The 25560-nt window shown below is 60.4% G+C and carries 24 protein-coding genes, 1 pseudogene and 1 riboswitch; of the genes and pseudogenes, 9 read left to right on the forward strand and 16 right to left on the reverse strand.

Annotated elements, in window-relative coordinates; genetic code table 11:
• Window positions 1–266 precede the first annotated feature (266 nt).
• From KW838_RS07440 to KW838_RS07470, 7 genes are all read right to left on the reverse strand, one after another.
• Window positions 267–1007, reverse strand: coding sequence for an OmpA family lipoprotein (locus KW838_RS07440; protein WP_007972558.1), 741 nt, complete (start codon window positions 1005–1007; stop codon window positions 267–269).
• A gap of 102 nt (window positions 1008–1109) precedes the next feature.
• On the reverse strand, window positions 1110–1751 hold the full coding sequence (locus KW838_RS07445) for an MBL fold metallo-hydrolase (protein ID WP_218500803.1): 642 nt from the start codon (window positions 1749–1751) through the stop codon (window positions 1110–1112).
• Window positions 1752–1839: 88 nt separating this feature from the next.
• A complete protein-coding gene (locus tag KW838_RS07450) occupies window positions 1840–4578 on the reverse strand; it encodes a LuxR C-terminal-related transcriptional regulator (protein ID WP_218500804.1) in 2739 nt (912 codons plus the stop codon).
• Window positions 4579–4754: 176 nt separating this feature from the next.
• On the reverse strand, window positions 4755–6119 hold the full coding sequence (locus KW838_RS07455) for a DUF1329 domain-containing protein (protein ID WP_102701917.1): 1365 nt from the start codon (window positions 6117–6119) through the stop codon (window positions 4755–4757).
• A gap of 28 nt (window positions 6120–6147) precedes the next feature.
• Entirely contained in the window at window positions 6148–8052 is a 1905-nt protein-coding gene (locus KW838_RS07460; RefSeq protein ID WP_102701916.1) for a DUF1302 domain-containing protein, read from the reverse strand.
• Between the two features lie 339 nt (window positions 8053–8391).
• Window positions 8392–10074, reverse strand: a complete 1683-nt coding sequence (locus KW838_RS07465; RefSeq protein WP_102673408.1) for a fatty acid--CoA ligase — start codon at window positions 10072–10074, stop codon at window positions 8392–8394.
• 257 nt (window positions 10075–10331) lie between these two features.
• Window positions 10332–10961 (reverse strand): LysE family translocator, encoded by a 630-nt coding sequence (locus KW838_RS07470; RefSeq protein WP_218500805.1) that lies wholly within the window; start codon window positions 10959–10961, stop codon window positions 10332–10334.
• Between the two features lie 92 nt (window positions 10962–11053).
• Between KW838_RS07470 and KW838_RS07475 the strand changes: the two genes are divergently transcribed.
• From KW838_RS07475 to KW838_RS07485, 3 genes are all read left to right on the forward strand, one after another.
• The gene (locus tag KW838_RS07475; RefSeq protein ID WP_126047504.1) at window positions 11054–12019 is read left to right on the forward strand and encodes a 2-hydroxyacid dehydrogenase; all 966 of its coding nucleotides are present in this window, start codon (window positions 11054–11056) and stop codon (window positions 12017–12019) included.
• Window positions 12020–12052: 33 nt separating this feature from the next.
• Window positions 12053–13051: a class I SAM-dependent methyltransferase gene (locus KW838_RS07480; protein ID WP_007972538.1), complete on the forward strand. Its 999-nt coding sequence runs from the start codon at window positions 12053–12055 to the stop codon at window positions 13049–13051.
• A 51-nt stretch (window positions 13052–13102) separates the two neighbouring features.
• Window positions 13103–13225: riboswitch (yybP-ykoY riboswitch) on the forward strand.
• Between the two features lie 90 nt (window positions 13226–13315).
• Window positions 13316–13900, forward strand: a complete 585-nt coding sequence (locus KW838_RS07485) for a TMEM165/GDT1 family protein (RefSeq protein WP_007972537.1) — start codon at window positions 13316–13318, stop codon at window positions 13898–13900.
• Window positions 13901–14023: 123 nt separating this feature from the next.
• Here KW838_RS07485 and KW838_RS07490 read toward each other — a convergent pair whose 3' ends face one another.
• Window positions 14024–14842, reverse strand: coding sequence for a M48 family metallopeptidase (locus KW838_RS07490; RefSeq protein WP_218500806.1), 819 nt, complete (start codon window positions 14840–14842; stop codon window positions 14024–14026).
• Window positions 14843–16203: 1361 nt separating this feature from the next.
• Between KW838_RS07490 and KW838_RS29840 the strand changes: the two are divergent.
• Window positions 16204–16401 (forward strand): annotated as a pseudogene (locus tag KW838_RS29840) (HAMP domain-containing protein); the annotation flags it as partial.
• Between the two features lie 111 nt (window positions 16402–16512).
• Window positions 16513–17256: a methyl-accepting chemotaxis protein gene (locus KW838_RS29845; RefSeq protein WP_371317821.1), complete on the forward strand. Its 744-nt coding sequence runs from the start codon at window positions 16513–16515 to the stop codon at window positions 17254–17256.
• A gap of 113 nt (window positions 17257–17369) precedes the next feature.
• On the opposite strand, the gene KW838_RS07500 is transcribed toward KW838_RS29845, so the two are convergent.
• From KW838_RS07500 to KW838_RS07510, 3 genes are read right to left on the reverse strand one after another with little or no spacing between them, the layout of a single operon-like run.
• Window positions 17370–17993, reverse strand: a complete 624-nt coding sequence (locus KW838_RS07500) for an SOS response-associated peptidase (protein WP_102701912.1) — start codon at window positions 17991–17993, stop codon at window positions 17370–17372.
• A 35-nt stretch (window positions 17994–18028) separates the two neighbouring features.
• On the reverse strand, window positions 18029–18289 hold the full coding sequence (locus tag KW838_RS07505; RefSeq protein WP_007979315.1) for a putative signal transducing protein: 261 nt from the start codon (window positions 18287–18289) through the stop codon (window positions 18029–18031).
• Between the two features lie 9 nt (window positions 18290–18298).
• Entirely contained in the window at window positions 18299–18481 is a 183-nt protein-coding gene (locus KW838_RS07510; protein ID WP_053159662.1) for a CPXCG motif-containing cysteine-rich protein, read from the reverse strand.
• Between the two features lie 142 nt (window positions 18482–18623).
• Between KW838_RS07510 and KW838_RS07515 the strand changes: the two genes are divergently transcribed.
• Complete coding sequence (locus KW838_RS07515) at window positions 18624–19787, forward strand: 1-acyl-sn-glycerol-3-phosphate acyltransferase (RefSeq protein WP_173900855.1); 1164 nt, start codon at window positions 18624–18626, stop codon at window positions 19785–19787.
• 102 nt (window positions 19788–19889) lie between these two features.
• Here the strand turns inward: KW838_RS07515 and KW838_RS07520 are convergent, their stop codons facing one another.
• The gene (locus KW838_RS07520) at window positions 19890–20168 is read right to left on the reverse strand and encodes a hypothetical protein (protein WP_056726254.1); all 279 of its coding nucleotides are present in this window, start codon (window positions 20166–20168) and stop codon (window positions 19890–19892) included.
• A gap of 190 nt (window positions 20169–20358) precedes the next feature.
• Between KW838_RS07520 and KW838_RS07525 the strand changes: the two genes are divergently transcribed.
• Window positions 20359–20565, forward strand: coding sequence for a hypothetical protein (locus KW838_RS07525; RefSeq protein ID WP_033052291.1), 207 nt, complete (start codon window positions 20359–20361; stop codon window positions 20563–20565).
• 118 nt (window positions 20566–20683) lie between these two features.
• On the opposite strand, the gene KW838_RS07530 is transcribed toward KW838_RS07525, so the two are convergent.
• Window positions 20684–21268, reverse strand: coding sequence for a YajG family lipoprotein (locus KW838_RS07530; RefSeq protein WP_102701910.1), 585 nt, complete (start codon window positions 21266–21268; stop codon window positions 20684–20686).
• A gap of 204 nt (window positions 21269–21472) precedes the next feature.
• Between KW838_RS07530 and KW838_RS07535 the strand changes: the two genes are divergently transcribed.
• Both KW838_RS07535 and mqo read left to right on the forward strand, forming a co-directional pair.
• A complete protein-coding gene (locus KW838_RS07535) occupies window positions 21473–21712 on the forward strand; it encodes a hypothetical protein (RefSeq protein WP_102701909.1) in 240 nt (79 codons plus the stop codon).
• A 741-nt stretch (window positions 21713–22453) separates the two neighbouring features.
• On the forward strand, window positions 22454–23962 hold the full coding sequence (gene mqo / locus KW838_RS07540) for a malate dehydrogenase (quinone) (protein ID WP_102701908.1): 1509 nt from the start codon (window positions 22454–22456) through the stop codon (window positions 23960–23962).
• 118 nt (window positions 23963–24080) lie between these two features.
• Here mqo and KW838_RS07545 read toward each other — a convergent pair whose 3' ends face one another.
• The 3 genes from KW838_RS07545 to KW838_RS07555 all read right to left on the reverse strand — a co-directional run bounded on the left by KW838_RS07545 (window position 24081) and on the right by KW838_RS07555 (window position 25559).
• Entirely contained in the window at window positions 24081–24368 is a 288-nt protein-coding gene (locus tag KW838_RS07545; protein ID WP_007973850.1) for a PA4642 family protein, read from the reverse strand.
• A gap of 62 nt (window positions 24369–24430) precedes the next feature.
• The gene (locus KW838_RS07550; protein ID WP_102701907.1) at window positions 24431–24916 is read right to left on the reverse strand and encodes a hypothetical protein; all 486 of its coding nucleotides are present in this window, start codon (window positions 24914–24916) and stop codon (window positions 24431–24433) included.
• 169 nt (window positions 24917–25085) lie between these two features.
• Complete coding sequence (locus KW838_RS07555) at window positions 25086–25559, reverse strand: WbuC family cupin fold metalloprotein (protein ID WP_102701906.1); 474 nt, start codon at window positions 25557–25559, stop codon at window positions 25086–25088.
• Window position 25560 lies beyond the last annotated feature (1 nt).

Genomic DNA, 25560 nt, shown 5'->3' on the forward strand with positions numbered 1-25560 from the left:
TCAGGCTGCAGGTGTGAAAAAGCCCCCGGACGAGTGATTATCCGGGGGCTTTTTCGTTTCTGGATTCTTCATTGATGTGGATATGGATGGTTTCTTGTAGGAGCTGTCGAGTGCAACGAGGCTGCGATCTTTTGATTTTCAGAAGCAAGATCAAAAGATCGCAGCCTCCGGCAGCTCCTACAGATAAGAGATAAGCGCGCACAAAAAAACCGCCCGATCTGATGAGGATCGGGCGGTTTATTTACGCCTGGGGTTCAATCAGGCGATCAAGGGTACTGCTGAACCTGACCTTGCTGCTGACCACCATACTGCTGGCCCGGAATCGCCTTGAGGTTAACCTCTACACGACGGTTCTGCGCCCGGCCATTGGCGTCGCCGTTGCTGGCAACCGGGCTATCCGGCCCCGCACCACGAGCGCTCAGGTTGGCACCGCTGACCCCTTGCGAGGTCAGGTAGGTGGCCACGCTTTGTGCACGACGCTGGGACAGGTCCATGTTGTGCTGGCGGCTGCCGGTGCTGTCGGTGTAGCCCACGATTTCGATCTGGTTCTGGTTGAACTCTTTCAGCGAGCCCGCCAGGTTGTTCAGCGGCTGATAGAAACTTGGGGCAATGTTGGCCGAATCGGTAGCGAACGTGATGTTGCCCGGCATGATCAGCTTGATCTGGTCGCCCTGGCGCTGAACTTCAACACCGGTATTGGCCATGCTGGCGCGCAGTTTTTTCTCTTGCTGGTCGGCGTAGTAGCCGTAACCGGCCGCCGAAGCACCGACCACTGCCGCACCGATCAGCGCGCCCTTGCCACGGTTATCGTGGTTGATCGCAGCACCGGCCAGCGCACCGGCCAGAGCGCCGAGACCACCGTACTTCGCGGTCTTGCTCATGCCTTCGGAGCCGCTGTCCGCCTGCCCCTGAGCCTGGCCTTGACCGCCGTAAGGGTTGGGCGAGGCACAACCGGACAAAACGGCCACAGCCGTAGCGACAATAATCAAACGACGCGTGGTGAACATGTATAGCTCCTACTTTTTTGCATTCTGTGGTGCAACGGACCAAGGCACAGCCTTTGCGGGTGTTGGATCACTTCCGGGAACAAAAATTCCGCTCGTTACAAATCAGGCCCGTACAAAGGGGTTTTCGCGCATTTCATCGCCCAGACGGGTGTCCGGACCATGCCCGGCCACCACCGTCGCCTCTTCGTCGAGGGTGTACAAACGCTGCTTGATCGAACGCACGATGGTCGCCTGGTCGCCGCCCCACAAATCCGTGCGCCCTACCCCACGCTTGAACAACGTGTCACCGGCAATCAGTAGCTTGGCATCGGCAAACCAGAAACTCATCGACCCCGGTGTGTGCCCAGGCGTGTGAAGCGCCACGCCACAACCGCAGGCCAGCTCTTCATCATCGGCCAGCCAGCGGTCCGGGGACGGCACCGGGGTGAAGGGCACACCGAACATCTGGCACTGCATTTCCAGGTTGTCCCAGAGAAACTGGTCTTCCTTGTGCAGATGCAAGGTTGCGCCGGTTTTCTCCTTGAGTTGACCGGAAGCCAGGAAATGATCGAGGTGCGCGTGGGTGTGAATGATGCTGACCACTTTCAGCCCCAGGGCATCGAGACGCGCCAGGATCAGCTCATGATTTCCACCCGGATCGACAACGATGGCCTTTTTCGTCACCGGATCGCCGATGATCGTGCAGTTGCACTGCAAAGGGCCGACGGGGAAGGTTTCGCGGATGAGGGTGGGATGCTGGGACATCGGGGGCCTGCTCGATAAACGGGGGACGGGCGATTTTCGCACAATTGAGTATCCAGCCAATGGCCGCGATGTGTAACGTGAAAAATCCTTAACCCAGCACCCCCAATTCCTTCGCCCGCGCCACGGCCTGGGTACGCCGCTCGACCCCGAGTTTGCTGTTGATGTGGCTGGCGTGGGTCTTGACCGTGTGTAAGGAAATAAACAGCTGATCGCTGATTTCCTGGTTCGAACAGCCCTGGGCGATCAATCGCAGAACCGCCAATTCCCGCGTGCTGAGTTGCTCCGCAGTCGCGCAGGATTCCGGTCCTGGGCGGGCAGTCAATGCCGGAAGTTTTTCACTGAGGCTCAGGGAAACAGGGGTTGGCGAACACTGTTGAAGCTGCCCACGCAGCCAGTCCGGGTGCTCGGCCAGCAAGCCCTCGAAGGGTTGCAGCACGCCTCCGCCAGCGGCGTCCAGCGCCTGGACCAGTGCCTTGCGTGCTTCCGGCTCCCGTCCGCTGCCCAGCAACAACGCCACTTTCTGGGTCAGTGCCATGGCACTGAGCATCTGCCGACCGCTTTGCTGGCCATGTTCGAGCAGCGCATTCAAACGCCCTTCGGCCAGCATCGGCTGGCCCTGGATGACGTCCAGCAAAGCTTGCTGCAATTCGATATGCAGCGGCAATTGCGGATGGAACTCCGGCGGTGCCGCCGCGTTTTCGCCGTTGTAAGTCTGCCCCAGGCGCGCCAGCCAGGCTTCGGCCAGATCGGTACGCCCCTGGGCCAGCCAGAGCTCACATTTGACCAGGGTGATCATGGCCAGGTAGTAGATCGGCGGCACGTCCCAGATGTGCATGAGCCGCTCGGCTTCGGCCAATTCGGCAAAGGCTTTGGCGAACTCTCCGCTGCTGCCTTCCAGCCTGGCAATCACGCAGTGGCCGATAAGCACGCTGATGTCACGACAGGCGCGCGCCTCGCTCAGGCCGGCCTGCAAGCGCACCCGCGCCAATTGCGGCTGCATGCGCAGGGCCAGCAAAAAGCCTTCGTACAAGGTCAGCCGGGCACGAACCGCATACAGCCGCTGTGCAGACAAACTCTGCAGGCGTTGCAGGCCCTGACGGACCTCTTCCAGTGCCCGACAGATTTCTCCGCGCGCTTGCAGCACCCGTGCGCGATCGTAGTGCGCCAGCGCTTCGAACAACGGGTTGCCGACACGTTGCGCCAGTTCCAGCGATTCGCGGTTCAGCCCCCGCGCCCGCCATAAATCACCATCGGCAATGGCCAGGTTGGACAAGGTCGAGAGACACATCAGGCGCTGGCCGTAACGCTTGGCCGGAAGACTATCCAATGCCTCGCGGCAGTACTGCAGCGTCAGTTCGCGATTGCCGCGCCCACGGGCAATGATGCCACTCAACGCCAGCCATTGAGCCAGCATGGACTTCTGGGCGGTGGCCGACGGCGCGGGCAGGAAGCGGCTCAAATGGCTGGCCAGCTCTTCGGCAGCATCCAGCTGGCAAGCCAAGCCCAGCGCCCAGCTATACAGCACAATCAGGCGCGGCGTGCTGATCAGCAAGCTGTCGGGCAAGTCCATTTTCCAGCGCAGCAACATGCCGACATTCTGCTCGGCCAGCAGCTGCTCTTCGGAGAGGTTCTGCACCAGGTTCGCCGCCACGTCCAGGTGACCGGCACGCAAAGCTTGCTCCACCGCCTCATCGAGCAGTCCCTGGGCATTGAACCAGCGGCAGGCACGCAGGTGCAGGCTCGCGGCCGGCACCATCGACTGGGACGTCGGCCGCGTGCGCAAAAGATCGGAAAACAGATGGTGATAACGATACCAATGACCGTGTTCGTCCAGTGGCACCAGGAACACTTGATGGGCCAGCAGGAAGCGCAGGATCTCTCCGCTGTCATGGGCATCGCGAACGGCATCGCACAGTTCGCTGCAGAAACGCTCCTGGGGCGCCGTGTCATAAAGGAACGACTGGACCTCGGCGGGCAGGCAATCGATGACTTCTTCGAGCAGATAATCGCGGATCAGCCCTTCCCCGCCATGCAACGATTGCGGCAGCGCGCCATCGGTGCCCGCCTCCGAAGCCGCCAGCAGCCAGAAGCGTAACCCTGCAACCCAGCCCTCGCTGCGCTGGATCAGGTTTTCCAGTGCCTCACCGCGCAAGGAGCTGCTGTGCCGGTCGAGCAGGCTCAAGGCCTCGTCGTGGGTCAGGCGCAGATCCTGTTCATGCAGCTCAAGCAGCTGCCGCGATAGCCGCAGCCGCGCCAGGTGCCAGTCGGGACGTTGGCGGCTGGTGACCATCACCAGCAAACCATCGGGAAGATGATTGAGGAAAAACTGCAGGCAACGGTCCAGCACCGGCCCCTGAGCCAGGTGGTAATCATCCAGCACCAGCAGCAAGGGCGTCGCCGTGGACAGGTGTACGGCCAGTTCGTCGAGCAAGCCGTCGAGCCATTCTTCGAATGCGAACGGCTGATGGCGCTGGCGCATTTTCAACAGCCCGAGGGATTGCCTGCCCAGCTGCGGGAAATAGTCCTGAAGGCCTTCCAACAACCGCTCGAGAAAGCGTCCCGGGTCACTGTCTCGCGGGCTCAACCCCAGCCAGAGACTTTGCCAGTGCGCCGGCAATCCCTGACAAAACTCCACCGCCAGCGAACTCTTGCCGAACCCTGCCGGGGCACTGACCAGCAATAACCTCCCTGCAAGCCCGGCACTCAGACGCTCGCACAAACGTGGACGCAGCACATGGCCGTCGGGCAACGGCGGACGGAAAAACCGCCCGTCGAATGTCGCGACGGCAACCTGTGCAGAACCTGGGGGTGTAGACAAATCAGTCATAGCCGGCTCTTGTTTGAATTGCGGGTGGCGGCGTTGCAGATGTCCGCAGACTAGCCGTAAACGGATAGGGAATGAAGGTAATTGCTACAAATGGCTACAAAAAGTCTACAAGCAAAAAAAAACGCCCCGAACCAGTCGGGGCGTTTCCAGAGGGTGCGGCCTCGTTTCGGTGCTCGTTAGCGAATACCGTCCTGACGCAATGCCGCCGGGGTGAAGTCGCTGGTAGTGGCAGTGAAGCCGAAGTCATACGACGACTTCTCTTCGTTCTTCATACCCAGCGCCAGGTAACGGCCAGATTGCAGGTCGTACAAGGCTTCCAGGGCGTACCACGGCACTTGCTTGTCGTAGTAATCCTCGGCATGTGCCTCGGCGACGCGCCACAGTTGACCACGACCGTCGTAGTGATCGACCACCGCCGCTTGCCAGGTATCTTCGTCGATGTAGATGTCACGCTTGGCGTAGATGTGGCGCTGACCTTCCTTCAAGGTGGCAACCACATGCCATACCCGGCGCAGCTCGTAACGAGCCAGGTCCTGGTTGATGTGACCGGCCTTGATGATATCGGAGTACTTGAGCTTCGGATCGTCGAGCTTGTAGCTGTCGGAGGCGATGTACATCTCTTTCTTGCCTTCGAGTTTCCAGTCGTAGCGATCCGGTGCACCGTTGAACATGTCCAGGTTATCGGAAGTACGCAGGCCGTCGGCTGCGGTACCCGGGCCGTCATAGGACACTTGTGGTGCACGACGCACTCGACGTTGGCCGGCGTTGTAGACCCACGCCGAACGTGGTTCCTTCACCTGGTCGAGGGTTTCGTGCACCAGCAGCACACCACCGGCCAGACGTGCCGGGGCGAGCACTTTCTGCTTGTAGTAGAACAGGATGTTGCCCGGGTTCGCCGGATCGTAGTCCTTCATCTTGTCACGGAACACGAACTGGTCCTGGAAGTACACCAGGCTGAACGAGCCGTTCGGCTGTGGCGTGGCCTGGGCCACCAGACGGGTCACGCTACCACCCCGATAGCGGGTGATGTGGTTCCAGATGACTTCAACGCCGCTTTTTGGAATCGGGAACGGAATGGCGGTTTCAAAGTTTTCCAGGCCGTTGCCACCGGACACCAGCTTGGTGTTGGTGGCGTTTTTCTTGATGGCGGCGAACACCTCATCCGGCACGGTAGAACCGCGATGAGACGGGTATACCGGCATCTTGTAGGTTTCCGGGTAGCGCTTGAACATCGCGTACTGACCCGGTGCGAGCTTGTCCTTGTACTGGTCGACGTTCTGCGCCGTGATGGTGAACAGCGGTTTTTCGCTGGCGTACGGATTGGACAGGAAACCTTTGCTGTCGACCGTACCGGCGTTCTTCGCCAGCGGCTTCCAGGCCGGGATCGAACCGTCGGCGTTACCCGCCATTTCGGCGCCCATCGGGGTCAGGCTCTTGCCCAGTTTGTCGGCCTCGGCCTGGGGAACCGCTGCGATGACGCTGGTCGCCAGCAGCGAAAGACCCAGAACACCGGCGTGGAACAGACTCTTTGTTATTTTCATATGTTTGTACGTCCTGAAAATTCAGTGCTTAGAAGTTCACGCCGACGCTGAGCGCAACGAAGTCGCGGTCATCCACGGTGGTGTACTTGCCATCGAAGAAGTTGGTGTAGGCCAGGCTCGCGGTGTAGGTGTTCTGGTACTCGGCGTCGACACCGAGGCTCACCGCCTTGCGGCCTTCCTCGAAGTTGCCGCCAGGGCCAGGGGAGTAACCTTCCACGTCATGGGACCAGGCAACGTTCGGCTTGAGGTTCACACCGGCAAACACGTCGTTGTATTCCCAGATGGCACGACCGCGGTAGCCCCACGAAGTCGCGGTGGTGAAGCCTTCGTCGTTGCAGTTGCGGCTGCGGTTGTTGGTCGGCGTACCCGGGCCGGCACCGTTGATGGTGCTGGTGTTGAGCGCCACGCAGGTATCGAGCGCGCCAGAAGGCGGCAACTCACCCGGGCCGTAGACCGGATCGCGGCCATAACGAACATCGGAAGTGCTTTCCAGGCCGCCGACGTGGGTCACGCCCACTTCGCCCACCAGGGTCAGGCGGCTGGCGCCCATGACCTGGTCGAAGAAGTGCGTCAGGGTAGTCTGGAACTGGGTGATTTCCTTGCGACGATACCCGTGCAGGTCCTGACCCGGCACGCCGGTCAGCAGCGATGCATTGGTCAACGGGTTGTTCGGGTTGTTATTGCCTATAGGACGGACACCGGAGAACAGGATGTCGGTGGAGTTGAGCTGCACCGGAGCGTTCGGACGGTAGCTGATCTCACCGCTCCACGCCGTACCGGTAGGCAGGGTGGTGGAGAAGCTCAAGCCATACAGGCGAATGTCTTCCGGGTATTCGATGAAGTACTGCGAATTACCCGCCACCAGCAATGGCGCCAGCGCGGCGAACGGGCCACCCTGGAGGGCCGCTGCAGTGTTGTAGACCGACTGCGGCGCGCCTGTTGCACTGAAGATCGGCGCGCGGCTGTGGTAGTTCATGAAGTAGGCGCCGAACTCGGTGTCCAGCGGTTCGAACATGTACTTGAGGGACGCGCCCCACTGACCGCCGTCGCGAGCATCACGATCGGGGCCACGACGCACCAGAACGCCCTCATTGTTGACGTCAACGCCGTTGGCGGCCAAAGGCCCCAGGGCAATGGCCGGAATCTGCGAGCGCTTGGCCAGTACCCGCAGGTTGTCGTTACAGCCGTCGGCAACGATGTCCGGCTGGGAGAAGAACGTGCCGCAGTTGTCGACGACGGTCTGGTCCCATTCAATTTGATAGAACGCTTCGGCCGAGAGGTTTTCGGTCAGGCTCTGGGACACATAGAACATGTTGACCGGGATCAGGCCTTCCTTGATCTCGGCACCCGGACGACGGAACGCGGACACGTCGATCGGGTTGATCGAGTTGATGCCGCCACCGATGAAGGTACTTTCACCCCAGCTCACCACCTGCTTGCCCAGACGTACGGAGCCTGGTTGATCGGCAATCGAGTAGTTGTGGTAGACGAAGGCGTCGAGGATCTGGCCGCCGGCGGACTTGGCGCCTTCCTTGCGGCCCGCGTCGCTGATGTCCTTGAACGGACGGCTTTCGTCCTTCAGTTCAAAGTCGTACCAGTATTTGCCACGGACAAAAACACCGGTATCGCCGTATTTCAGTTCAAGGTCATGGATGCCCTTGAAGATCTTCGAGAAGGTTTCCCCGCTCTTGAAGTTCAGGTGACCGTCATCAGAAGTCTGGGACAGACCCTTGCCGCCGTTGTTGACACCGATGAGGTTCTTGTTGGCACTTTCGGTAGACCAACTGGCACCGAGCGACAGGGATGAGTCGAACTGACCTTCGATTTCACCGACGTTGAAACTGACGCCGAATGCTGGCCCGGCGAGCGTAGAGGCAAGACTGACAGCCAGGGGCAGCTTCGCCCGGCGCCAGAACTGGTTTACTGATGTCATCGACGCTACTCCATGTGCATTTTATTTTTATGGCATTGAGCACTTCTAAAAACGCTGTGGATAACCGGGAGCCATGGCATCCCAAAGTCATTCCAAAGTTGCATCGCCCCGGTTCGTGCGGTTGCCCCGTTCTTAAAAATCCTTGAGCGGACTATAGCCAGCAGGTAGTAGTGCTTGATCCCTCTAAAGTGTGATTTGCAGTTGCCAGCCACTCTGGAACAGTCCTTTCGCCAGTCCGACACCCGTCGGCACGGCAAGGATGGCTGAAAATTTCGATTTGACAAGCCAAGCGCTTGCTTGGTGGGGCTGGCGTGCCCTTTCGGGCACGCCGAGAGGGGCTTAAAGCGTCGAAAGGAAGGTGCTGTTGGTGGCCTGCCATTCGCTGATGTCGACACGAATACGCTTCTTGTCGAGTTTGCCGACGCTGGTCTTGGGAATTTCAGTAACAAGGGCGATCTGGCTCGGAATCGCCCACTTGCTCAGGTGCCCCAGCTCCACAAAAGGCTTGAGGTGTTCCTTGAGTTCCCTAGCCCCGATGACGTGCCCCTCACGGACTACGAGCAGGGCAAACGGCCGCTCTCCCCACTGCGGATCCGGGATCCCCACCACTGCTACTTCACGTACCGCCACATGACGACTGATCAGGTCTTCCAGGTCCAGGGAGGAGATCCACTCGCCACCGGTCTTGATCACGTCCTTGATGCGGTCACGAATGTCGATCACCCCCATGCTGTCCAGGGTCGCCACGTCGCCGGTGTGCAGCCAGCCTCCTGCCCAGAGCTCGGCGCCCTTCTGCGGCTCGTTGAAATAACCCTCGGTCAGCCAGGGTGCGCGCAGCACCAGTTCGCCCTGGGTTTCGCCGTCGGCGGGCAGGAAATTGCCCTCGGTGTCGACGATCGCCGCCTCCACCAGCGGCCCGGGCACGCCGGCCTTGATCCGGTAGGTGGTGCGTTCGTCTTCGGTGCCGGCCATCAATTCATCGTTCAAGTGCGCGCACGAGACCAGTGGCCCGGTTTCCGACATGCCGTAGGCGGCGGTCAACTGAATGCCCTTGGCCTTGGCCGCCTCGTACAGCGTGCGGTTCAGGGCGCTGCCGCCGATGACGATTTTCCAGCCGCCGAAGTCGACGTTCTGCGCAGCCTTGGCATTGAGGACCATCTGCAAAATGGTCGGTACGCAATGGGAGAACGTGACCTTCTCCTTGCGCCACAACTCCACCAGGTACTCCGGGTCATAGCGACCGGGGTACACCTGCTTGAGTCCGAGCATGGTCGCCACATACGGCAAGCCCCAGGCGTGCACGTGGAACATCGGGGTGATCGGCATGTACACGTCGCTGGTACCCAGCAGGCGCACGCTGTCGATCGCGCCCATGATGGTCGACACGCCCATGGTGTGCAGCACCAGTTGCCGATGGGTGAAGTACACGCCCTTGGGATTGCCGGTGGTGCCGGTGGTGTAGAACGTGGTCGCGACCGAGTTTTCGTCGAAATCCTGGAAATCGTACTGCGGGCTCGCCGCGGCCAGCAGTTGTTCGTATTCGCCGACGAGGTTCGGCAGGTCCGCGGTTTTTTCCGGCAGATCAGTCAGCAACAGGGTTTTGTCGACCGTGGTCAGATGCCCTTCGATGGCCTTGTAGAGGCCGACGAACTCACTGTTGACCAGCACAAAGCGGTCCTCGGCGTGGTTCATGGTGTAGAGGATCTGTTCCGGAGACAGGCGCACGTTGATGGTGTGGATCACCGCACCAATCATCGGGATGGCGAACATGCATTCCAGGTAACGATGGCTGTCCCAGTCCATCACACCCACGGCATCCCCGGGCTTGACCCCGGCCGCTGTCAGCACGTTGGCCAGGCGGGCCACCCGTTCGATCAGGGTCGGGTAGCTGTAGCGCAACTTGTCGCGGTAGATGATCTCGCGGGTTTTCTCATAACGGGCACCGGACATCAGCAGCCGCTTGATCAGCAGCGGGTATTGGTAAGCGCCTTCGGCCGGGGGGATAACGCGAGTCTGCAACATAAGAATCCCTTTTTCTGACTGCACGGACGTGACTGAAAGTACGCACTGTAGTGCCCCTGATCGTCAGCCAAATCAGCCAAAGGAATGATTTGCAGAACCCCTCAAATACTAGCATTGCGCCAGTATTAGCCATTTACTACGCACTGTAGGAGCTGCCGCAGGCTGCGATCTTTTGATCTTGTTCTCCAGCAACTCCAGAACTGTCAAAGATCAAAAGATCGCAGCCTGCGGCAGCTCCTACAGGGAATCACCTTTGATCAATGCATCTCGGTAAAAGCGAGCTTCACGCCAATCGCAATCAGCACCGCGCCCATGGTCCGGTCGAACCAGTGCCCCATGCGCGCGAAACCGGCGCGTACGCGCTGCTGGCTGAACAACATCGCCACCAGGCAGAACCAGGTCGCTGTGGCGGCTGCCAGGTAAACCCCGTAACCGGCCTGCACGGCCAGTGGCGTGTGCGGGTTGATCACCACGGTGAACAGCGAGAGGAAGAACAGTGTGGCTTTCGGGTTGAGACCGTTGGTGACGAAACCCGAGGTAAAGGCACCACGGGCCGTGCGCTCCCCCACTTCCTTGTGCAGATCGTCCGCCACAGGCTTGGCCGGTTGCGCGCGCAGCGCCTTGTAACCGATGTACAGCAGGTAAGCGGCGGCGGCCCATTTCAAGGCATTGAACAGCACGATCGACTGGGACACGATCAGGCCGATACCCAACAGCGAGTAACCCACATGCAGGAAAATCGCCGTCCCCACACCCAGCGCGGTCCAGGTGCCCGCGCGGCGACCGTGGGTAACACTTTCACGTACCACCACGGCAAAGTCCGGGCCGGGGCTGGCCACGGCCAGCAAGTGAATCAGGGCAACGGTCAAGAACTCTGTCCAGTACATGTGGGGCTCCTTCAGGCCAAGCGTAACTATTTATTTCATCTGGTAGGCTCGGCAGATTACGCCTTCAGTTCAATGCACAAAAGGTACAGTTGATGACGAACACTCGCCGCGCCGTTTTCCTCGACCACCCGTCCCTGGACCTCGGCGACCTTGACCTCAACCCGCTGCGCAGTTGTTTCAGCGAATTGCAGCTGTTCGCCCAGACCTTGCCCGATCAAGTCATCGAGCACCTCAAGGGCGCCACCGTCGCCATCAGCAACAAGATCCTGATCGACGCCGCCGCCATGGCCGCCAGCCCTGACCTCAAGCTGATCCTGATCACCGCCACCGGCACCAACAACGTCGACCTCGCTGCCGCTCGCGCCCACGGGATCACCGTGTGCAACTGCCAGGGTTACGGCACGCCATCGGTGGCGCAGCACACGATCATGCTGCTGCTCAACCTGGCCACGCGCCTGGCCGATTATCAGAAGGCCGTCGGCGCAGGCCGCTGGCAACAGGCCAAACAGTTCTGCTTGCTGGACTACCCGATTGTCGAACTCGAAGGCAAAACCCTTGGCCTGCTGGGTCACGGCGAATTGGGCGGCGCAGTCGCACGGCTGGCTGAAGCCTTCGGCATGCGCGTGCTGCTGGGGCAGATTCCAGGACGCCCTGCCCGGCCGGACCGCCTGCCACTGGATGAACTGCTACCGCAAGTCGATGCCCTGACCCTGCACTGCCCGCTCAACGAACACACCCGCCACTTCATCGGCGCCCGCGAACTGGCCTCGATGAAACCCGAAGCGTTCCTGGTCAACACCGCCCGCGGTGGCCTGATCGACGAACAGGCGCTGGCCGATGCCTTGCGCAACGGTCATCTGGGCGGCGCCGCCACTGACGTGCTGAGCGTTGAGCCTCCCGTCAACGGCAATCCACTGCTGGCCCACGACATCCCGCGCCTGATCGTCACCCCGCACAACGCCTGGGGCAGCCGTGAAGCGCGCCAGCGGATCGTCGGCCAGGTGACCGAAAACGCACTGGGATACTTCAGCGGTAAGGCGCTGCGGGTCGTCAGTTGATAAACTGCGGCACTTTTTTCCACGGGAGCAGTTATGGATCCGCGCAGTGAAGTACTGCTTCGCCAGGCCGAGTTATTCCAGGGTTCGGTGCTGTTGGCCGGTTTGCCCGCCGACGACCTGCTGGGCCGCCTGCCCGATGCCCATGGCTGGTGCTGGCACGCCGGCGATCAGGCCGCGCTGGACGCCCGCTTCGACGGGCGCAGCCACTTTGGCGTGAACGCACCGGAGCGCGGGTTCGATAGCGCCGTGGTCTTTCTGCCCAAGGCCAAGGACCTGACCGACTACATCCTCAACGCCCTCGCCTCGCGGCTGGCCGGCCGCGAGCTGTACCTGGTCGGCGAGAAAAAAAGCGGCATCGAAGGTGCCGCCAAACAACTCAACCCGTTCGGCAAGCCACGCAAACTCGACAGCGCGCGCCACTGCCAGCTCTGGCAGGTCACCGTGGCCAACGCGCCTGAAGCCAAGCCGCTGGAAAGCCTGGCACAGACCTACGAACTGCCGCTGGCCGAAGGCCCGTTGAAGGTCATCAGCCTGCCGGGGGTGTTCAGTCATGGTCGCCTTGATCGCGGCAGCGCGCTGCTGCTGGATCACCTGGACAAACTGCCCAGCGGACACCTGCTCGATTTCGGTTGCGGCGCAGGGGTCTTGGGCGCGGCGGTGAAACGTCGTTACCCGCATAACCAGGTCACGATGCTGGATGTGGATGCCTTTGCCGCTGCCAGCAGTCGCCTGACCCTGGCAGCCAATGGTCTGGAAGCCGAGGTGATTACCGGTGACGGAATCGATGCCGCGCCGATGGGTTTGAGTGCGATCCTGAGCAATCCGCCATTCCATGTCGGCGTGCACACCGACTATTTCGCAACCGAGAACTTGTTGCGAAAAGCGGCCAAACATCTGAAAAACGGCGGCGAACTTCGCCTGGTAGCGAACAGCTTCCTGAAGTATCAACCGCTGATCGAAGAGCATCTTGGCGTGTGCGCAATCAAGGCCGAAGGACAGGGCTTCAGAATCTACCGGGCAAAACGCGGCTGAGATTTTTCTGAAAAAGAAGGCTTGCCGAATGGGTTTTGCAAAGGCAGAATCCGCTCCGTCCTAGGGGAGTAGTCTCCCACGAGCGCCACGCTCGTCCGGCATGCGTCAACATACTTGGTCCTCAGACCATGGCGCATGCGACCCAAGCATCCACATCAGATGGATCGCAGGGTTTGACAAGACCTATGACACGAACACCTTACCCGGGGCGGGAAGGCTGTACGTGTCATAGCCGTGTCGACCCGCCCCTTAGGAAAACCCCTGATGCTGGATTCACTACTCGTACCCACCGCAATCGTTGCCTTGGCCGAAATCGGCGACAAGACGCAACTGCTCGCGCTCATTCTCGCCGCCCGCTTCCGCAAGCCCTGGCCGATCATCGCCGGTATCGTCGCCGCGACCCTGGCCAACCACGCGGCCGCCGGTGCAGTCGGTGCCTGGGTGGGCAGTTTCTTCTCGGATACGATGCTGCACTGGATCCTTGCCGCGAGCTTCGCCGCGACCGCCCTGTGGACCCTGGTGCCGGACAAGATGGATGACGACGAGGCCAGCACCGCCCGCAAGTTCGGGCCGTTCCTGACCACGCTGATCGCGTTCTTCCTGGCGGAAATCGGCGACAAGACCCAGATCGCGACCGTGATGCTGGCTGCGCAATATCCGGAGTTGTGGCTGGTGATCATCGGCACCACTGCCGGCATGCTGATTGCCAACGTACCGGTGGTTCTGGCGGGTAACTTTGCCGCAGACAAGCTGCCTTTGACTCTGATCCGTCGACTGGCGGCGTCGGCGTTCTTCATCCTGGCGATTGTCGCGGTGTACAAGGCGATGCAGAGCAGCGGGTGGGTTTGACCCAATAGGTCGTTAGACCGCGTTATCGTTCTTCGCGAGCAGGCTCGCTCCCACATTCGGGATGCATTCCCCTGTGGGAGCGAGCCTGCTCGCGATGAGGGCCTTATCGACGAAGAATTAACATCAGGACTTCTTGGCCTGCTCATACAACGGCATAACTTTCGGAATCGCCGCCTGCAACGCCGCAGTCCGGCTGCTCGAAGACGGGTGCGTGCTGAGGAACTCCGGCGGGGCACCTTCGCTGGCCTTGCTCATCTTGTTCCACAGGGTGATCGCGGCGTTCGGGTTGTAGCCGGCGCGGGCGGCCAGTTCCAGACCGATCAGGTCCGCCTCGTTTTCATTGGCACGGCTGTTGGGCAAGGTCATGCCGTAGTTGGCGACAGCGTCCGCCAGGGCCAGGCTGTCCTGGCCCAACCCGAGCAACGCACCAGCACCCTGCTTGGCCATTTCGATTCCGTATGCCTTGGACATCGCCTCACGACCGTGCTCGCGCAGGGCGTGGGCGATTTCATGGCCCATGACCGCGGCGAGTTCATCGTCAGTGAGTTGAAGACTGTCGATCAGCCCGGTGTAGACAAAGATCTTGCCGCCAGGACCACAGTTGGCATTGAGCTCGTCGCTCTTGATCAGGTTCACTTCCCATTTCCACTGGGCCGCATCCGGACGGAAATTCGGCGCCTGGGCAATCAGCCGGTCGGCAATCACCCGAACACGCTTGGCATCGCTGCTGGTCTTGTCCAGCACGCCTTTGCTGCTCGCCTCAGTCACAGTCTTTGTATAGGACTGGGCGTACATCTGGTCGACCTCTTGCGAGGACAACATGCTGAACATGTACTGCTTGCGCTCAACGCCCACAGCACCACCACTGGTGGTATTGACCGACTGGCAGCCGGCGAGCAGCAGGCCTGCGCTCAGCGCACATAGAGCCAATGTCTTGTTCATCGAAAAACTCCCTTGAAACATGCCGGGTATCCTAGGCGTGGAATGGTATCGACGCCAGATACAATAGACATAAGACGCGCAATTCAGGCAAAGCTCTCATCAATGCAGAAAAAAATTCACACCTCGGGGCAAGCCGCAGCCCGTCACGCCGCGCATTGATTCATTTGCGACATCCGCCACGCAAAAACAGCCATTTCGACGGCTCGCGCTCATGCCCGCCCGACACCCTGCCGATACACCTCCGCAGACGTCCTTTCGCGTGTGGAGCCTCCATGAAATTCAAGTCGATCCAGTTTTCCGTGGCGGCCCTTGCCGGCGCCATTGTCCTTAGTGTCGTGGCTGCGCTGGTGGTGTACGCGCTGTTTTCCGGGGCCCGGACGCAGGACATGGTCCAGGAACGGACCCAGGCCCAGTTCGAGCAAGTCATCGAACAACGCCTGACGTCCCTGGCGCAGACCCAGGTCAGCCAGATCCAGCGTGAACTCGAAGCACCGCTGCTGATCGCCGGCGGACTGGTGCGGGTCAGCGCCCTGATCGGCACGCCGGGTGCCGATGGCCAGCCCGCCCTGAGCCTCAGCCGCGAGCAACTGATCGGCCTGATCAAGGAAAACGTGGTCAAGAACCCGAAGATCCTCGGCACCTACATCGGTTGGGAAAAAGACGCACTGGACCACAACGATGCGACCTACGTCGGCACCCAGGTGGTCGGCATCGACGCCAGCAACGGGCGTTTCCTGCCCTGGTGGTTCCGCAACGACGACGGCACCCTGGGCCTGGACAAACTGGTGGACGTCGACGACCAGAAAACCCTGTCCACCGGCGTGCGCGCCAGCGAGTACTACCTGTGCTCGAAAGAAACCGGAAAATCCTGCGTGATCGATCCTGCGCCTTACAAGGTCGGCGACAAAATCGTCATGCTCGCCTCCTTTATTGAACCGATCATGCTCAATGGTGCTTTCCAGGGCATCGTCGGCGCCGACCTGTCGGTGAACTTCATTCAGGAAATGCTCCTGGGCGCCAACCAGAAACTCTACAGCGGCGCCGGGGAAATGGCCCTGATCGGCGGCAATGGCCGCATCGTTGCCTACACCAAGGATCCGAGCAAATTCGGCGAAAAAGTCAGCGATATCCTCGACAGCAAGCAGATTGCCAACATGGCCAATCTCAAGCGCGGCGAAGTCACCTACACCGTCGACAAGGCCCAGGGCCGGATCGAGTTGTACCTGCCGTTCGGCATTGGCCAGACCGATGCGCGCTGGACCCTGATGCTGCAATTGCCGCTGAACGCGGTCATGGCCGACCTGCAAAAACTCCAGGCAGACCTGGATGCGCAGCGTAAATCCGACACCTTCGGCATGGCGATGGTCGGCCTGGTGATTGCCGGTATCGGCTTGTTGGTGATCTGGCTGGTGGGCCACGGCATCGCCCGTCCGCTCAAGCAGATGGTGGCCATGCTCGACGATATCGCCCAGGGCGAAGGCGACCTGACCCGGCGACTGACCAGCGACCGCGCCGATGAACTGGGTTCGATCGCCAAAGGCTTCAACACCTTCCTGGCCAAGTTGCAGGCGATGATCACCCAGGTGGTGACATCGGTGCAGAGCGTCAGCGATTCGTCGGAACACACCGCCGACATCGCCATCCGCACCAACACCGGCGTACACAAGCAAATGGCCGAGATCGACCAGGTGGCCACCGCCGTGCAGGAAATGACCGCCACCGCCCAGGATGTGGCACGCAATGCGACCCAGGCCGCACAGGCCGCCAGCCATGCCGATCAAGCCGCCAGCCAAGGCATGCAAATCGTGCGCGACACCTCGAACTCGATTGGCGCCCTCGCCGTGGAGATCGGTCGGGCCGTCGGCGTGGTGCAGACCCTGGCCAAGGACAGCGAAAACATCAACGCCATCCTCACCGCCATTCGCGGGATCGCCGAGCAGACCAACCTGCTGGCCCTGAACGCAGCCATCGAAGCGGCCCGCGCCGGTGAACAGGGCCGAGGTTTTGCCGTGGTGGCCGACGAGGTGCGCAACCTGGCGCAGAAGACTCAAAAGGCCACCGAAGAAATCCAGGCCATGATCCAGCAACTGCAGCAAGGCACGCGGGATGTGGTGCGAGTCATGGAGGACAGCCAGAACCGCACGGACGAAAGCGTACTGCACGCATCGAAGGCCGCCGAAGCACTGGAGACCATTACTCAGGCGGTGTCGGTGATCAACGACATGAACACCCAGATCGCCAGCGCGGCCGAGGAGCAAAGTGCGGTGGCGGACGACATCAACCGCAACGTGATCAACATCGGCCAGGTGGCCAATGAAGTAGCCGGCGGTGCGGATGAGTCGAGTGCGGCCAGTGCGGATTTGACCAAGCTGGCGGAACAGCAGCGACGGTTGATCAATCAGTTCAGGGTTTGACCTTCAGGCCCTCTTCGCGAGCAAGCCCGCTCCCACAGGGGATTTGTGTACGCCACAGATCCAGTGTGGGAGCGGGCTTGCTCGCGAAGGGGCCAGCACTGCCACCAAAAAACTCATCCCGGCGTCAAGCACTCCGGCCCATTGAGCTTCGGATCATTCACCATGTTGGCCAGCACCCGTTCGCGCAACGCGGCAGGCTCACTGGCCAGTAAGGCTTGCAAAGCATGCAACGGCGTCTCGGGATCGAGCCACGCGGCCTGCCCTGCCTCATCAAGAATCAACGGTCGCCGTTGGCTTGCCGCTGGCTGGGTAATCACGGCGGTACTCAGCCACACCTGCTCCTGTACCGGATACGCCTCCCAGATCGCCGCAAAAAACAATGACGAGCCCTCCCCCGGTGTCAGCCAGTACGGGCGCTTGCGCGTCGTCCCGCGCCATTCGTAGAAACCATTGGCCGGCAACAGGCAGCGGCGCTCGCGCAAGGCCTGGCGAAACATTGGCTGCTCGGCAACGGTTTCGGCGCGGGCGTGGGCCGGGGTGCGGGACAGATCGGTCAGCCAGGGGGGCGTCAGGCCCCAGCGGGCGCGGGCAAGCGAGCGCTGACCGTCAGGCTCGGCCCGCAGCATCAACACCGAATCATTCGGGGAAATGTTCCACTGCGCCTTCTGGTCGGCGGGAAAACCGGGCAGGGCCGCGAAGGCAGGGTTCCAGCGAAACAGGGCATAACGTCCACACATGGGGCAACACGGCTCTTGATCAAACGAACGCCAGCCTAACAGACCAGCGTGCCGGGAAAGCTGTCCGGTTCATCGCCGGACAGCGGCAGCGCTGCATTGTACGCGGTGATCAGCTCGCGAGCGTATTCGGCCTGGTCGTTCTCGACCGACAGCCCGAGCAGGCCATAGATCGGCAACTCCCCGGAGCCGCCGAGCAAATCACGGCCCACCAGATGCGCCTCGATACCCTCGCTGGCGAGCATGCCTTGCAGCAACTCGCCTTCCATCAGGTTTTCCGGATCGTAGATGCGCTGCATACACGCTCCTCATTCGTTTTCGCTGAACACTTCGAGATGCCATTCCTCTTCATGAACCTGCAACACGAAGGTTATCGGCCGGCAGCACACCTGACAGTCCTCGATGTAGGTCTGATCGCCACCGGACAAATCCAGAGTAGTCTCTACCTCCTCACCACAATACGGACATTCATACTGCGCAGTTTCCAGCATCGCGGTCTCCCAGGTGACTTGTGCGTATAATCGCCGGTCTATTTGCAGGGCTCTTTTTGTCTGGCTACTTTTTCAGACCGTGCCCCGTCGGTTTTCGAACAAAACCTTTACTTACCCTAGCCGTTTCTAACAAGAGAGCATGATGGGCGAATTCGATGCCATCCGACCTTACGACGACAGCGAAGTCCCAGCGGTGCTGGACCGGCTGCTCGGCGACAAGGCGTTTCTAGATATCCTCACCCACTTCCGCTTCCCGCGTTTTGCCGGCGCCTTAGGCTGGGCGCTCAAACCTCTTATAGCCCATCGGCTGCGCCGTGAGTTTGCCGGCGTGACCTGTGTGGCCACGTTACAGGACAAAGTCGAGGTTTACGTCGACCACACCATCGAGCGCGCCACCGACGGTGTCACTTATACCGGGGTGGAGCAATTCAAGTCCGGCAGCGCCTACCTGTTTATCGCCAACCACCGCGATATCGTGATGGACCCGGCCTTCGTCAACTACGCCGTGTACCACGCCGGCCTGCCGACCCCGCGCATTGCCATTGGCGACAACCTGCTGCAAAAGCCTTTCGTCAGCGACCTGATGCGCCTGAACAAGAGCTTCATCGTGCACCGCTCGATCAGCGGTCGCCGGGAGAAAATGGCGGCCTATCAATTGCTTTCGGCGTACATCAACCATTCGATCCGCAACGATTGCGCCTCGATCTGGATCGCCCAGGCCGAGGGCCGCGCCAAGGACGGTGACGACCGTACCGAATCGGCGATCCTCAAGATGTTCCACATGAGCCGCAAGGATGAACCGTTCGGCGAAGTCATTCAGTCGTTGAACCTGACCCCGGTGTCGATCAGCTACGAGTACGACCCCTGCGATCAGGCCAAGGCCCGCGAGCTTTACATCCGCGCCACCACCGGCAGCTACACCAAGGTGCCGGGCGAGGATGACGTGAGCATCGCCAAGGGCATCACCGGCTACAAGGGCCGGGTGCATGTGAACTTTGCCGCGCCGATCACCGAACTGTTCGAAGACACCAAGCAATTGGCGGTCGAGATGGACAAGCAAATCCTCAGCGGTTATCGCTTGTTCCCGGTGCACTACCTGGCTTACGCGCAGTGGAAAGACGCTGATCCGCAGTTGCAGGTGCCGAAGGCCGCCGAGGTGTTCCCGGCCGAAGAACTGGCCAAGGCCCAGGAAGAATGGCAACGCCGCCTGGACGCTTGCCCGCCAGAGCATCGTCCTTACCTGGTGCTGCAATATGCAACGCCGGTGCGTAATCAGTACCGGGTGAAGGCAGGGTTGCCGCTGTAAGCGGTCAAGATCAAAAGATCGTAGCCTTCGGCAGCTCCTGCACGGGATTGATGTACACCTGTAGGAGCTGCCGAAGGCTGCGATCTTTTACTTTGAAAAGGTTCAGACCTGAGTGCTGATCCACGACACCAGCAACGCCATCCCCATGCAGGCAAAACCGAAGATGTAGAAAAACCGGTTCATGCGCAAGGTCGCCCAATCCAGCGTGGGTTCTGCGTTCGGGCTGCTCTGGCGCTGCGCCTGCAAACTGGCCATCGCACGCAGTTCGCGGCGACGGGTGGCGTGCAGCAACCAGCCGCCCGGGAAGGCAAAGAGCAAGGCCAGCAGATTGATCAGTTTGGCGGGATGGGCGGTAAACAGCGTCATCAAGTGCAGCGACATCACGAACCTCAAGTCAAACAGGTAGCAGGTGCCGGACGGGCGACCGCGGCGCGGATTCTACCGAAAGCCTGCGCCCCTGCCCTCTGTTTCCGACAAATAACGAAGCTTTTGATCAATGACTGTCCTGAGTCACGGCTTCGTCATCTGTATCGGCGAACATGCGCGTCCCGAAACCGACAAGGATCACGTCATGCTCCACGCCGAAAACCAGGATCGTCTCTACCTCATCACCCCCAGCGAAGAACAACAAGCCCTCGTCGGCAGCCTCGCCTTCAACGTTCAGGATCGCCATTGGCTGGTGTATTGCGCCTTGGGTGGGCATCAGCATGCGGATTTGCCGGAGGCGGACTTGCTGACGGGTGTGAGTGTGCTGGATTTTTACTCGCAGGCTGCCTGATACCAATCTGTAGGAGCGAGCTTGTTCGCGATGGACTTGGGGATGCCGCGGGGGATCAGATTTCCCGCGTAATCGTTAACGACCATCGCGAGCAGGCTCGCTCCTACAGGGGCTCGCATTACTCGCCCAGAATCTGCCCTACGGTCGGGTCCTTGAACAGGCGGGTCAACGCATCGCTCAACACATCGCTGACCAGCTTGGTGTTGGTTTCCTGGTTCGGCGCCATGCCGAAGCGCTGGTCCAGGGACGAACCATAACGGCCGCTGTAGCGACGGTTGGCGTTCTGCACATCCGAGCGGAACGTCGCGCCGATGGTGGCTTCGGTCACGTACATGCCTTCCTTGGGCGACTGGTACTTCAATTCCGCCAGGGTCACGGTCAGTTGCGGCGCATTCATGGCGTTGGTCGTCGGGGTAAAGCCCAACAGACGCACGGCGGCTTCAGCCTGGGCCTGCAGCTTCGGCAGGATCTGCGCGCCCTGCACGGTGATCGCGCTGGTCTCCGGGTACAGGCCACCACGGGTGCCCAGCGTCGGCGACGGGCGACCGTCCACGACACGCACCACGACGGGCTGGCCATGGCCGACCGGGGCCAACTGGGCGGTCAGCTTGGGTTCCGGGCTCAGTTGTTGCGGGCTGTGGGCGCAGCCAACCAGGGTCAAACTGGTCACAGTGATCAAACCGAACAACAGGCGTTGCAACATGCTCTTCTCTCCAGAATCAGGCACAAACAGGCCGGCAGTATAGCGGTGCGCCACTGCGGGGAACCAGCACCTCACAGTGTTTGATGAAATCTCTGACAACCCCTGGGGATTGCGGTTCATGTCACACAGATGTCACCACTCCTACACTTGCACGTAATGGCCTACGGGCAACCTTCTCGGCAATCACCCACACGGTACTTCACCATGCGCCATCTGATCTCTCTGTTCGCGCCACGCCCGTTGCACCGTTGTTTCGCCCTGCTCGACCGCAACGGCCACTGCCAGGCCTTCAAGCAGTGCAGCTTGCAGCCCATGGGAGATGGCTGGGTTGAAATCGAGGAAATCCGCCTGAACTGGCTGAATCAGCCGCTGCCGGCCGGTGCCCGCGTCGTTTCGCAACCGCGCCAGCCACGCTCGCGTGCACAGCAACTGCTGACGACCTGACCAAACACCTAATAAAAGTCATAAAACACGACCATTTCCCTGCGTTTCTTAGATACAATCTCCCCCCGATTATAAGGACGTCTCCTGATCGGGCCTCGCAGCATCGTCAATGCGCTTGTGTTGACACCCCGCTCCGCCCACAGAGAGCCGCCCACACAGATCGAGTGAAGCTGGCGCGCTTGCTGTTTTGTTGAGCAAAACCTCCACTTTTCGCGAATCTGCAGAGCTGTCATTACGCTCGGTCACTGAGCTGTTTGCCCGTTTTGCCTGCCCTGTATCCCATGGCGGCAATCCACCCGGGCACGGTGCCAGGCTGGGACAGCCCTTTTTGAGGTTCACGTCTTCAAAAGAGCGTGAAAAAAACGGGTTTTCACAACTTCACAAGAGTGTGGCGAGCAAATGAATAGTTTTGCGTCTGAACATGCACCATTAGCGTCTACAACAGCCCAACGACACAGGACCGAGTATTCCTCGAACACCGGAGCCTGAAGCCTGTCCGCTACGGATTTGGTTGCACAAACGGATGTATCGACCATAAGTCGAATTGCCAGTCGCACGTTGAAATGAGTTCATAGAGCTCTTATTAGGCCCGGCAGGTAGCGTCCGTCGAAGTTGCGATAAATTGCGAAGATTCGGACATGGCGATACTGCCATGGATACCTAGGGGCCACACTGACACGCCCCGGAACGCCTGGCAGCCATGCCGACAATTTGGTGCTGCAGATTTTGGAGACGCGTTAAATGGCGCATAACGAAGCAGTCGACGTAGTACTGGTTGGGGCCGGCATCATGAGTGCCACCCTTGCAGTGCTGCTCAAAGAGCTCGACCCCGCGATCAAGCTGGAAGTCGTCGAGCTGATGGATTCCGGTGCCGCGGAGAGTTCCAACCCATGGAACAACGCCGGTACCGGTCACGCCGGGCTGTGTGAGCTCAACTACACGCCGCAGGCAGCCGATGGCGCCGTCGACATCAAGAAAGCCGTGCACATCAACACCCAGTTCGAGGTGTCGAAGCAGTTCTGGTCGTACCTGACCAAAAAAGGCACGTTCGGCTCGTGCAAATCGTTTATCAGCCCGGTACCACACCTGAGTTTCGTGCAGGGCGACAGCGGCGTGTCCTTCCTCAAGGAACGCTTCAAGGTGCTCAGCAAGCACCACGCCTTCGCCGACATGGAATACACCGAAGACAAGGCGACAATGGCAGAGTGGATGCCATTGATGATGCCTGGGCGCGACCCCGGCGAAACCCTTGCCGCCACCCGCGTGATCAATGGTACCGACGTCAACTTCGGCGCCTTGACCAACCAGTTGCTCAAGCACCTGACCAGCGCACCCGATGCCCAGGTCAAGTACTGCAAGCGCGTCACCGGTCTCAAGCGCAGCAACGGCGGCTGGACCGTCAGCATCAAGGACGTCAACAGCGGCAACACCCGTGAAGTCGACGCCAAATTCGTCTTCCTCGGCGCTGGTGGCGCGGCACTGCCGCTGCTGCAAGCCTCGGGCATCGAAGAGAGCAAAGGCTTCGGCGGCTTCCCGATCAGTGGCCAGTGGCTGCGCTGCGACAACCCGGAAGTGGTCAAGCACCACCAGGCCAAGGTGTACAGCCAGGCTGCCGTAGGTTCACCGCCAATGTCCGTGCCGCACCTGGACACCCGCGTGGTCGATGGCAAGAAGTCCCTGCTGTTCGGACCATACGCCGGCTTCACCACCAAGTTCCTCAAGCACGGCTCCTTCATGGACCTGCCGCTGTCGGTTCGTGCCGGCAACATTGGCCCGATGCTGGCCGTGGCGAAAAACAACATGGACCTGACCAAGTACCTGGTCAGCGAAGTGATGCAGTCGATGGAGCAGCGCCTGGAGTCCCTGCGTCGCTTCTACCCGGAGGCGAAGGCCGAAGACTGGCGCCTGGAAGTGGCCGGCCAACGGGTACAGATCATCAAGAAAGACCCGAAAAAAGGCGGCATCCTGCAATTCGGTACCGAACTGGTCGCGGCCAAGGACGGTTCCCTGGCGGCACTGCTCGGCGCTTCGCCAGGTGCATCGGTGACTGTTTCGATCATGCTCGAGCTGATCGAGAAATGCTTCCCGAGCAAAGCCAAGGGCGAATGGGCTGGCAAACTGGCAGAAATCTTCCCGGCCCGGGAGAAGGTTCTGGAAACCGACGCTGCGCTGTATCGCAAGATCAACACGCAGAACAACGTTGCCCTGGAACTGGTTGAAGCCAGCAGCGAGACCGAAAGCTACGCTTGATTCGGCGCAATGAAAAACGCCCCGTTCTCACTGAGAGCGGGGCGTTTTTTTATGCATTTGAAAGATCGCAGCCTCGCTTCGCTCGACAGCTCCTACAGGAACACGCGATCTCTGGATCTTAACCGCGAACCTTTTCAATCAACTCGATGTAGTCCGGTGCATTACGCTGATCCTTGATCAGGGCAACGAAATCATTGCCGTGCTCATCCTTGCCATTCACGTCGTAACCGGCTTCGACGAAAAACGTCAGGAAACGCTCGAAATCGTCGATGCGCAGGCCACGGTAGGCCTTGACCAGCTTGTGCAGGGACGGAGAAGTCGCGTCGACCGGTTCGAAATCGAGGAACAACTTGATCTGCTCATCGCCGATCTCGTCACCAATCACTTGTTTTTTATCTTTACGCATTGCCGACTCCAGCTCGCAGACATTCACGGGGCGGGCAGTTTACCCCCGCGCAGGCACAGGGCTCAACGCACACGATTGCTGCCGGTATGCAGATCGGCCCAGACATGGCCATTGGCGTAGCTGAGAAACTGGCAATACACCGTGTCGTTGCGCAGCAAGTCGATCACCACCCGGTATTGCGCCAGCGGGTAATAAAGGGTCAGGGTCTTGCTCGGCTCGTCGTAAACCGGCTTCTTCAGGCTTTTGCTTTCACCATCGAAATTGACCAGCACCTGACTGATGGTGGCGCCCTTGTTCAGGGATTTGCCCTTGAGACGAATCAGCAACGGCGAAGTGACCGGAATCGGCTGTTGACTGGATTGACGCTGAGCGCCGACCACCACCGAATAATCGGTGACCTGCATCAGTTGCTGCTGCTCGGGATCAGCAGCGCGCAGAGTGAGATCGTCCGGCGGCAGGAATTGACTGTGCATGGGTGCCGGGGCGGCGGCCAAGGGCAGGCTGAGGGTCAGCAGCAGGGCGGCGCAGCTGCGGATAAAAGGGCTCATGGCAGGCTCCGGAATCGGGGCCGGGCACTCTAGCATGAGCGAGCGGACGTGGGGCTATGAACACGACACCCTGTGGGAGCGGGCTTGCTCGCGAAAGCGGTGTGTCAGTCGCCTTGATGTTGAATGACACGCCCTCTTCGCGAGCAAGCCCGCTCCCACAGGAAGAAAATCAATCGAACTGAGCGCGCATCCAGGCCTGATACTCGGCAACACCGGGCTCGCCTTCGCGCGGCGCCCAATGCGCCAGCTCACCTTCACCGACAGGGCGGTAAGGACCAGCCTTGCATTCGAACATCAGGCTATCGGCTTCCAACACCACCAAGCCGTGGAATACGCCAGTTGGCAGATCCACGCCCACACAGTCGCCACCGGCCTGCAGAACTGTCTTGCTCAGCACGGCGCCGGCTTCGTCGAAAATCAACACGCCGAGGCGGCCTTTGAGGACCAGCAAGGTTTCGGCCTTGTTTTCCCCCAGATGTCGATGAGGCGGAATGTAGGTGGACGGCTGCAACCCCACCGCCATGCGATGGCAAGCGTCTTCCATCTGATGGAAGTTGTGATGCTGGCGCCCGCGAGGATTGGCCGCGGCTTTCCCGGCCAGCTCGGCGAACAAGGTCTGATCCAGAAAACGCGGCGTATCCATG

Source organism: Pseudomonas sp. PDM27, from assembly GCF_019219205.1.
GTDB classification, from domain to species: domain Bacteria; phylum Pseudomonadota; class Gammaproteobacteria; order Pseudomonadales; family Pseudomonadaceae; genus Aquipseudomonas; species Aquipseudomonas laurylsulfatiphila.

Excerpts from the sequence above, each read along its gene's own strand:
- KW838_RS07440 (WP_007972558.1), bottom strand. The coding sequence starts at position 1,007 with ATGTTCACCACGCGTCGTTTGATTATTGTCGCTACGGCTGTGGCCGTT.
- KW838_RS07445 (WP_218500803.1), bottom strand. The coding sequence starts at position 1,751 with ATGTCCCAGCATCCCACCCTCATCCGCGAAACCTTCCCCGTCGGCCCT.
- KW838_RS07450 (WP_218500804.1), bottom strand. The coding sequence starts at position 4,578 with ATGACTGATTTGTCTACACCCCCAGGTTCTGCACAGGTTGCCGTCGCG.
- KW838_RS07455 (WP_102701917.1), bottom strand. The coding sequence starts at position 6,119 with ATGAAAATAACAAAGAGTCTGTTCCACGCCGGTGTTCTGGGTCTTTCG.
- KW838_RS07460 (WP_102701916.1), bottom strand. The coding sequence starts at position 8,052 with ATGACATCAGTAAACCAGTTCTGGCGCCGGGCGAAGCTGCCCCTGGCT.
- KW838_RS07465 (WP_102673408.1), bottom strand. The coding sequence starts at position 10,074 with ATGTTGCAGACTCGCGTTATCCCCCCGGCCGAAGGCGCTTACCAATAC.
- KW838_RS07470 (WP_218500805.1), bottom strand. The coding sequence starts at position 10,961 with ATGTACTGGACAGAGTTCTTGACCGTTGCCCTGATTCACTTGCTGGCC.
- KW838_RS07475 (WP_126047504.1), top strand. The coding sequence starts at position 11,054 with ATGACGAACACTCGCCGCGCCGTTTTCCTCGACCACCCGTCCCTGGAC.
- KW838_RS07480 (WP_007972538.1), top strand. The coding sequence starts at position 12,053 with ATGGATCCGCGCAGTGAAGTACTGCTTCGCCAGGCCGAGTTATTCCAG.
- KW838_RS07485 (WP_007972537.1), top strand. The coding sequence starts at position 13,316 with ATGCTGGATTCACTACTCGTACCCACCGCAATCGTTGCCTTGGCCGAA.
- KW838_RS07490 (WP_218500806.1), bottom strand. The coding sequence starts at position 14,842 with ATGAACAAGACATTGGCTCTATGTGCGCTGAGCGCAGGCCTGCTGCTC.
- KW838_RS29845 (WP_371317821.1), top strand. The coding sequence starts at position 16,513 with ATGGCCGAGATCGACCAGGTGGCCACCGCCGTGCAGGAAATGACCGCC.
- KW838_RS07500 (WP_102701912.1), bottom strand. The coding sequence starts at position 17,993 with ATGTGTGGACGTTATGCCCTGTTTCGCTGGAACCCTGCCTTCGCGGCC.
- KW838_RS07505 (WP_007979315.1), bottom strand. The coding sequence starts at position 18,289 with ATGCAGCGCATCTACGATCCGGAAAACCTGATGGAAGGCGAGTTGCTG.
- KW838_RS07510 (WP_053159662.1), bottom strand. The coding sequence starts at position 18,481 with ATGCTGGAAACTGCGCAGTATGAATGTCCGTATTGTGGTGAGGAGGTA.
- KW838_RS07515 (WP_173900855.1), top strand. The coding sequence starts at position 18,624 with ATGGGCGAATTCGATGCCATCCGACCTTACGACGACAGCGAAGTCCCA.
- KW838_RS07520 (WP_056726254.1), bottom strand. The coding sequence starts at position 20,168 with ATGTCGCTGCACTTGATGACGCTGTTTACCGCCCATCCCGCCAAACTG.
- KW838_RS07525 (WP_033052291.1), top strand. The coding sequence starts at position 20,359 with ATGCTCCACGCCGAAAACCAGGATCGTCTCTACCTCATCACCCCCAGC.
- KW838_RS07530 (WP_102701910.1), bottom strand. The coding sequence starts at position 21,268 with ATGTTGCAACGCCTGTTGTTCGGTTTGATCACTGTGACCAGTTTGACC.
- KW838_RS07535 (WP_102701909.1), top strand. The coding sequence starts at position 21,473 with ATGCGCCATCTGATCTCTCTGTTCGCGCCACGCCCGTTGCACCGTTGT.
- mqo (WP_102701908.1), top strand. The coding sequence starts at position 22,454 with ATGGCGCATAACGAAGCAGTCGACGTAGTACTGGTTGGGGCCGGCATC.
- KW838_RS07545 (WP_007973850.1), bottom strand. The coding sequence starts at position 24,368 with ATGCGTAAAGATAAAAAACAAGTGATTGGTGACGAGATCGGCGATGAG.
- KW838_RS07550 (WP_102701907.1), bottom strand. The coding sequence starts at position 24,916 with ATGAGCCCTTTTATCCGCAGCTGCGCCGCCCTGCTGCTGACCCTCAGC.
- KW838_RS07555 (WP_102701906.1), bottom strand. The coding sequence starts at position 25,559 with ATGGATACGCCGCGTTTTCTGGATCAGACCTTGTTCGCCGAGCTGGCC.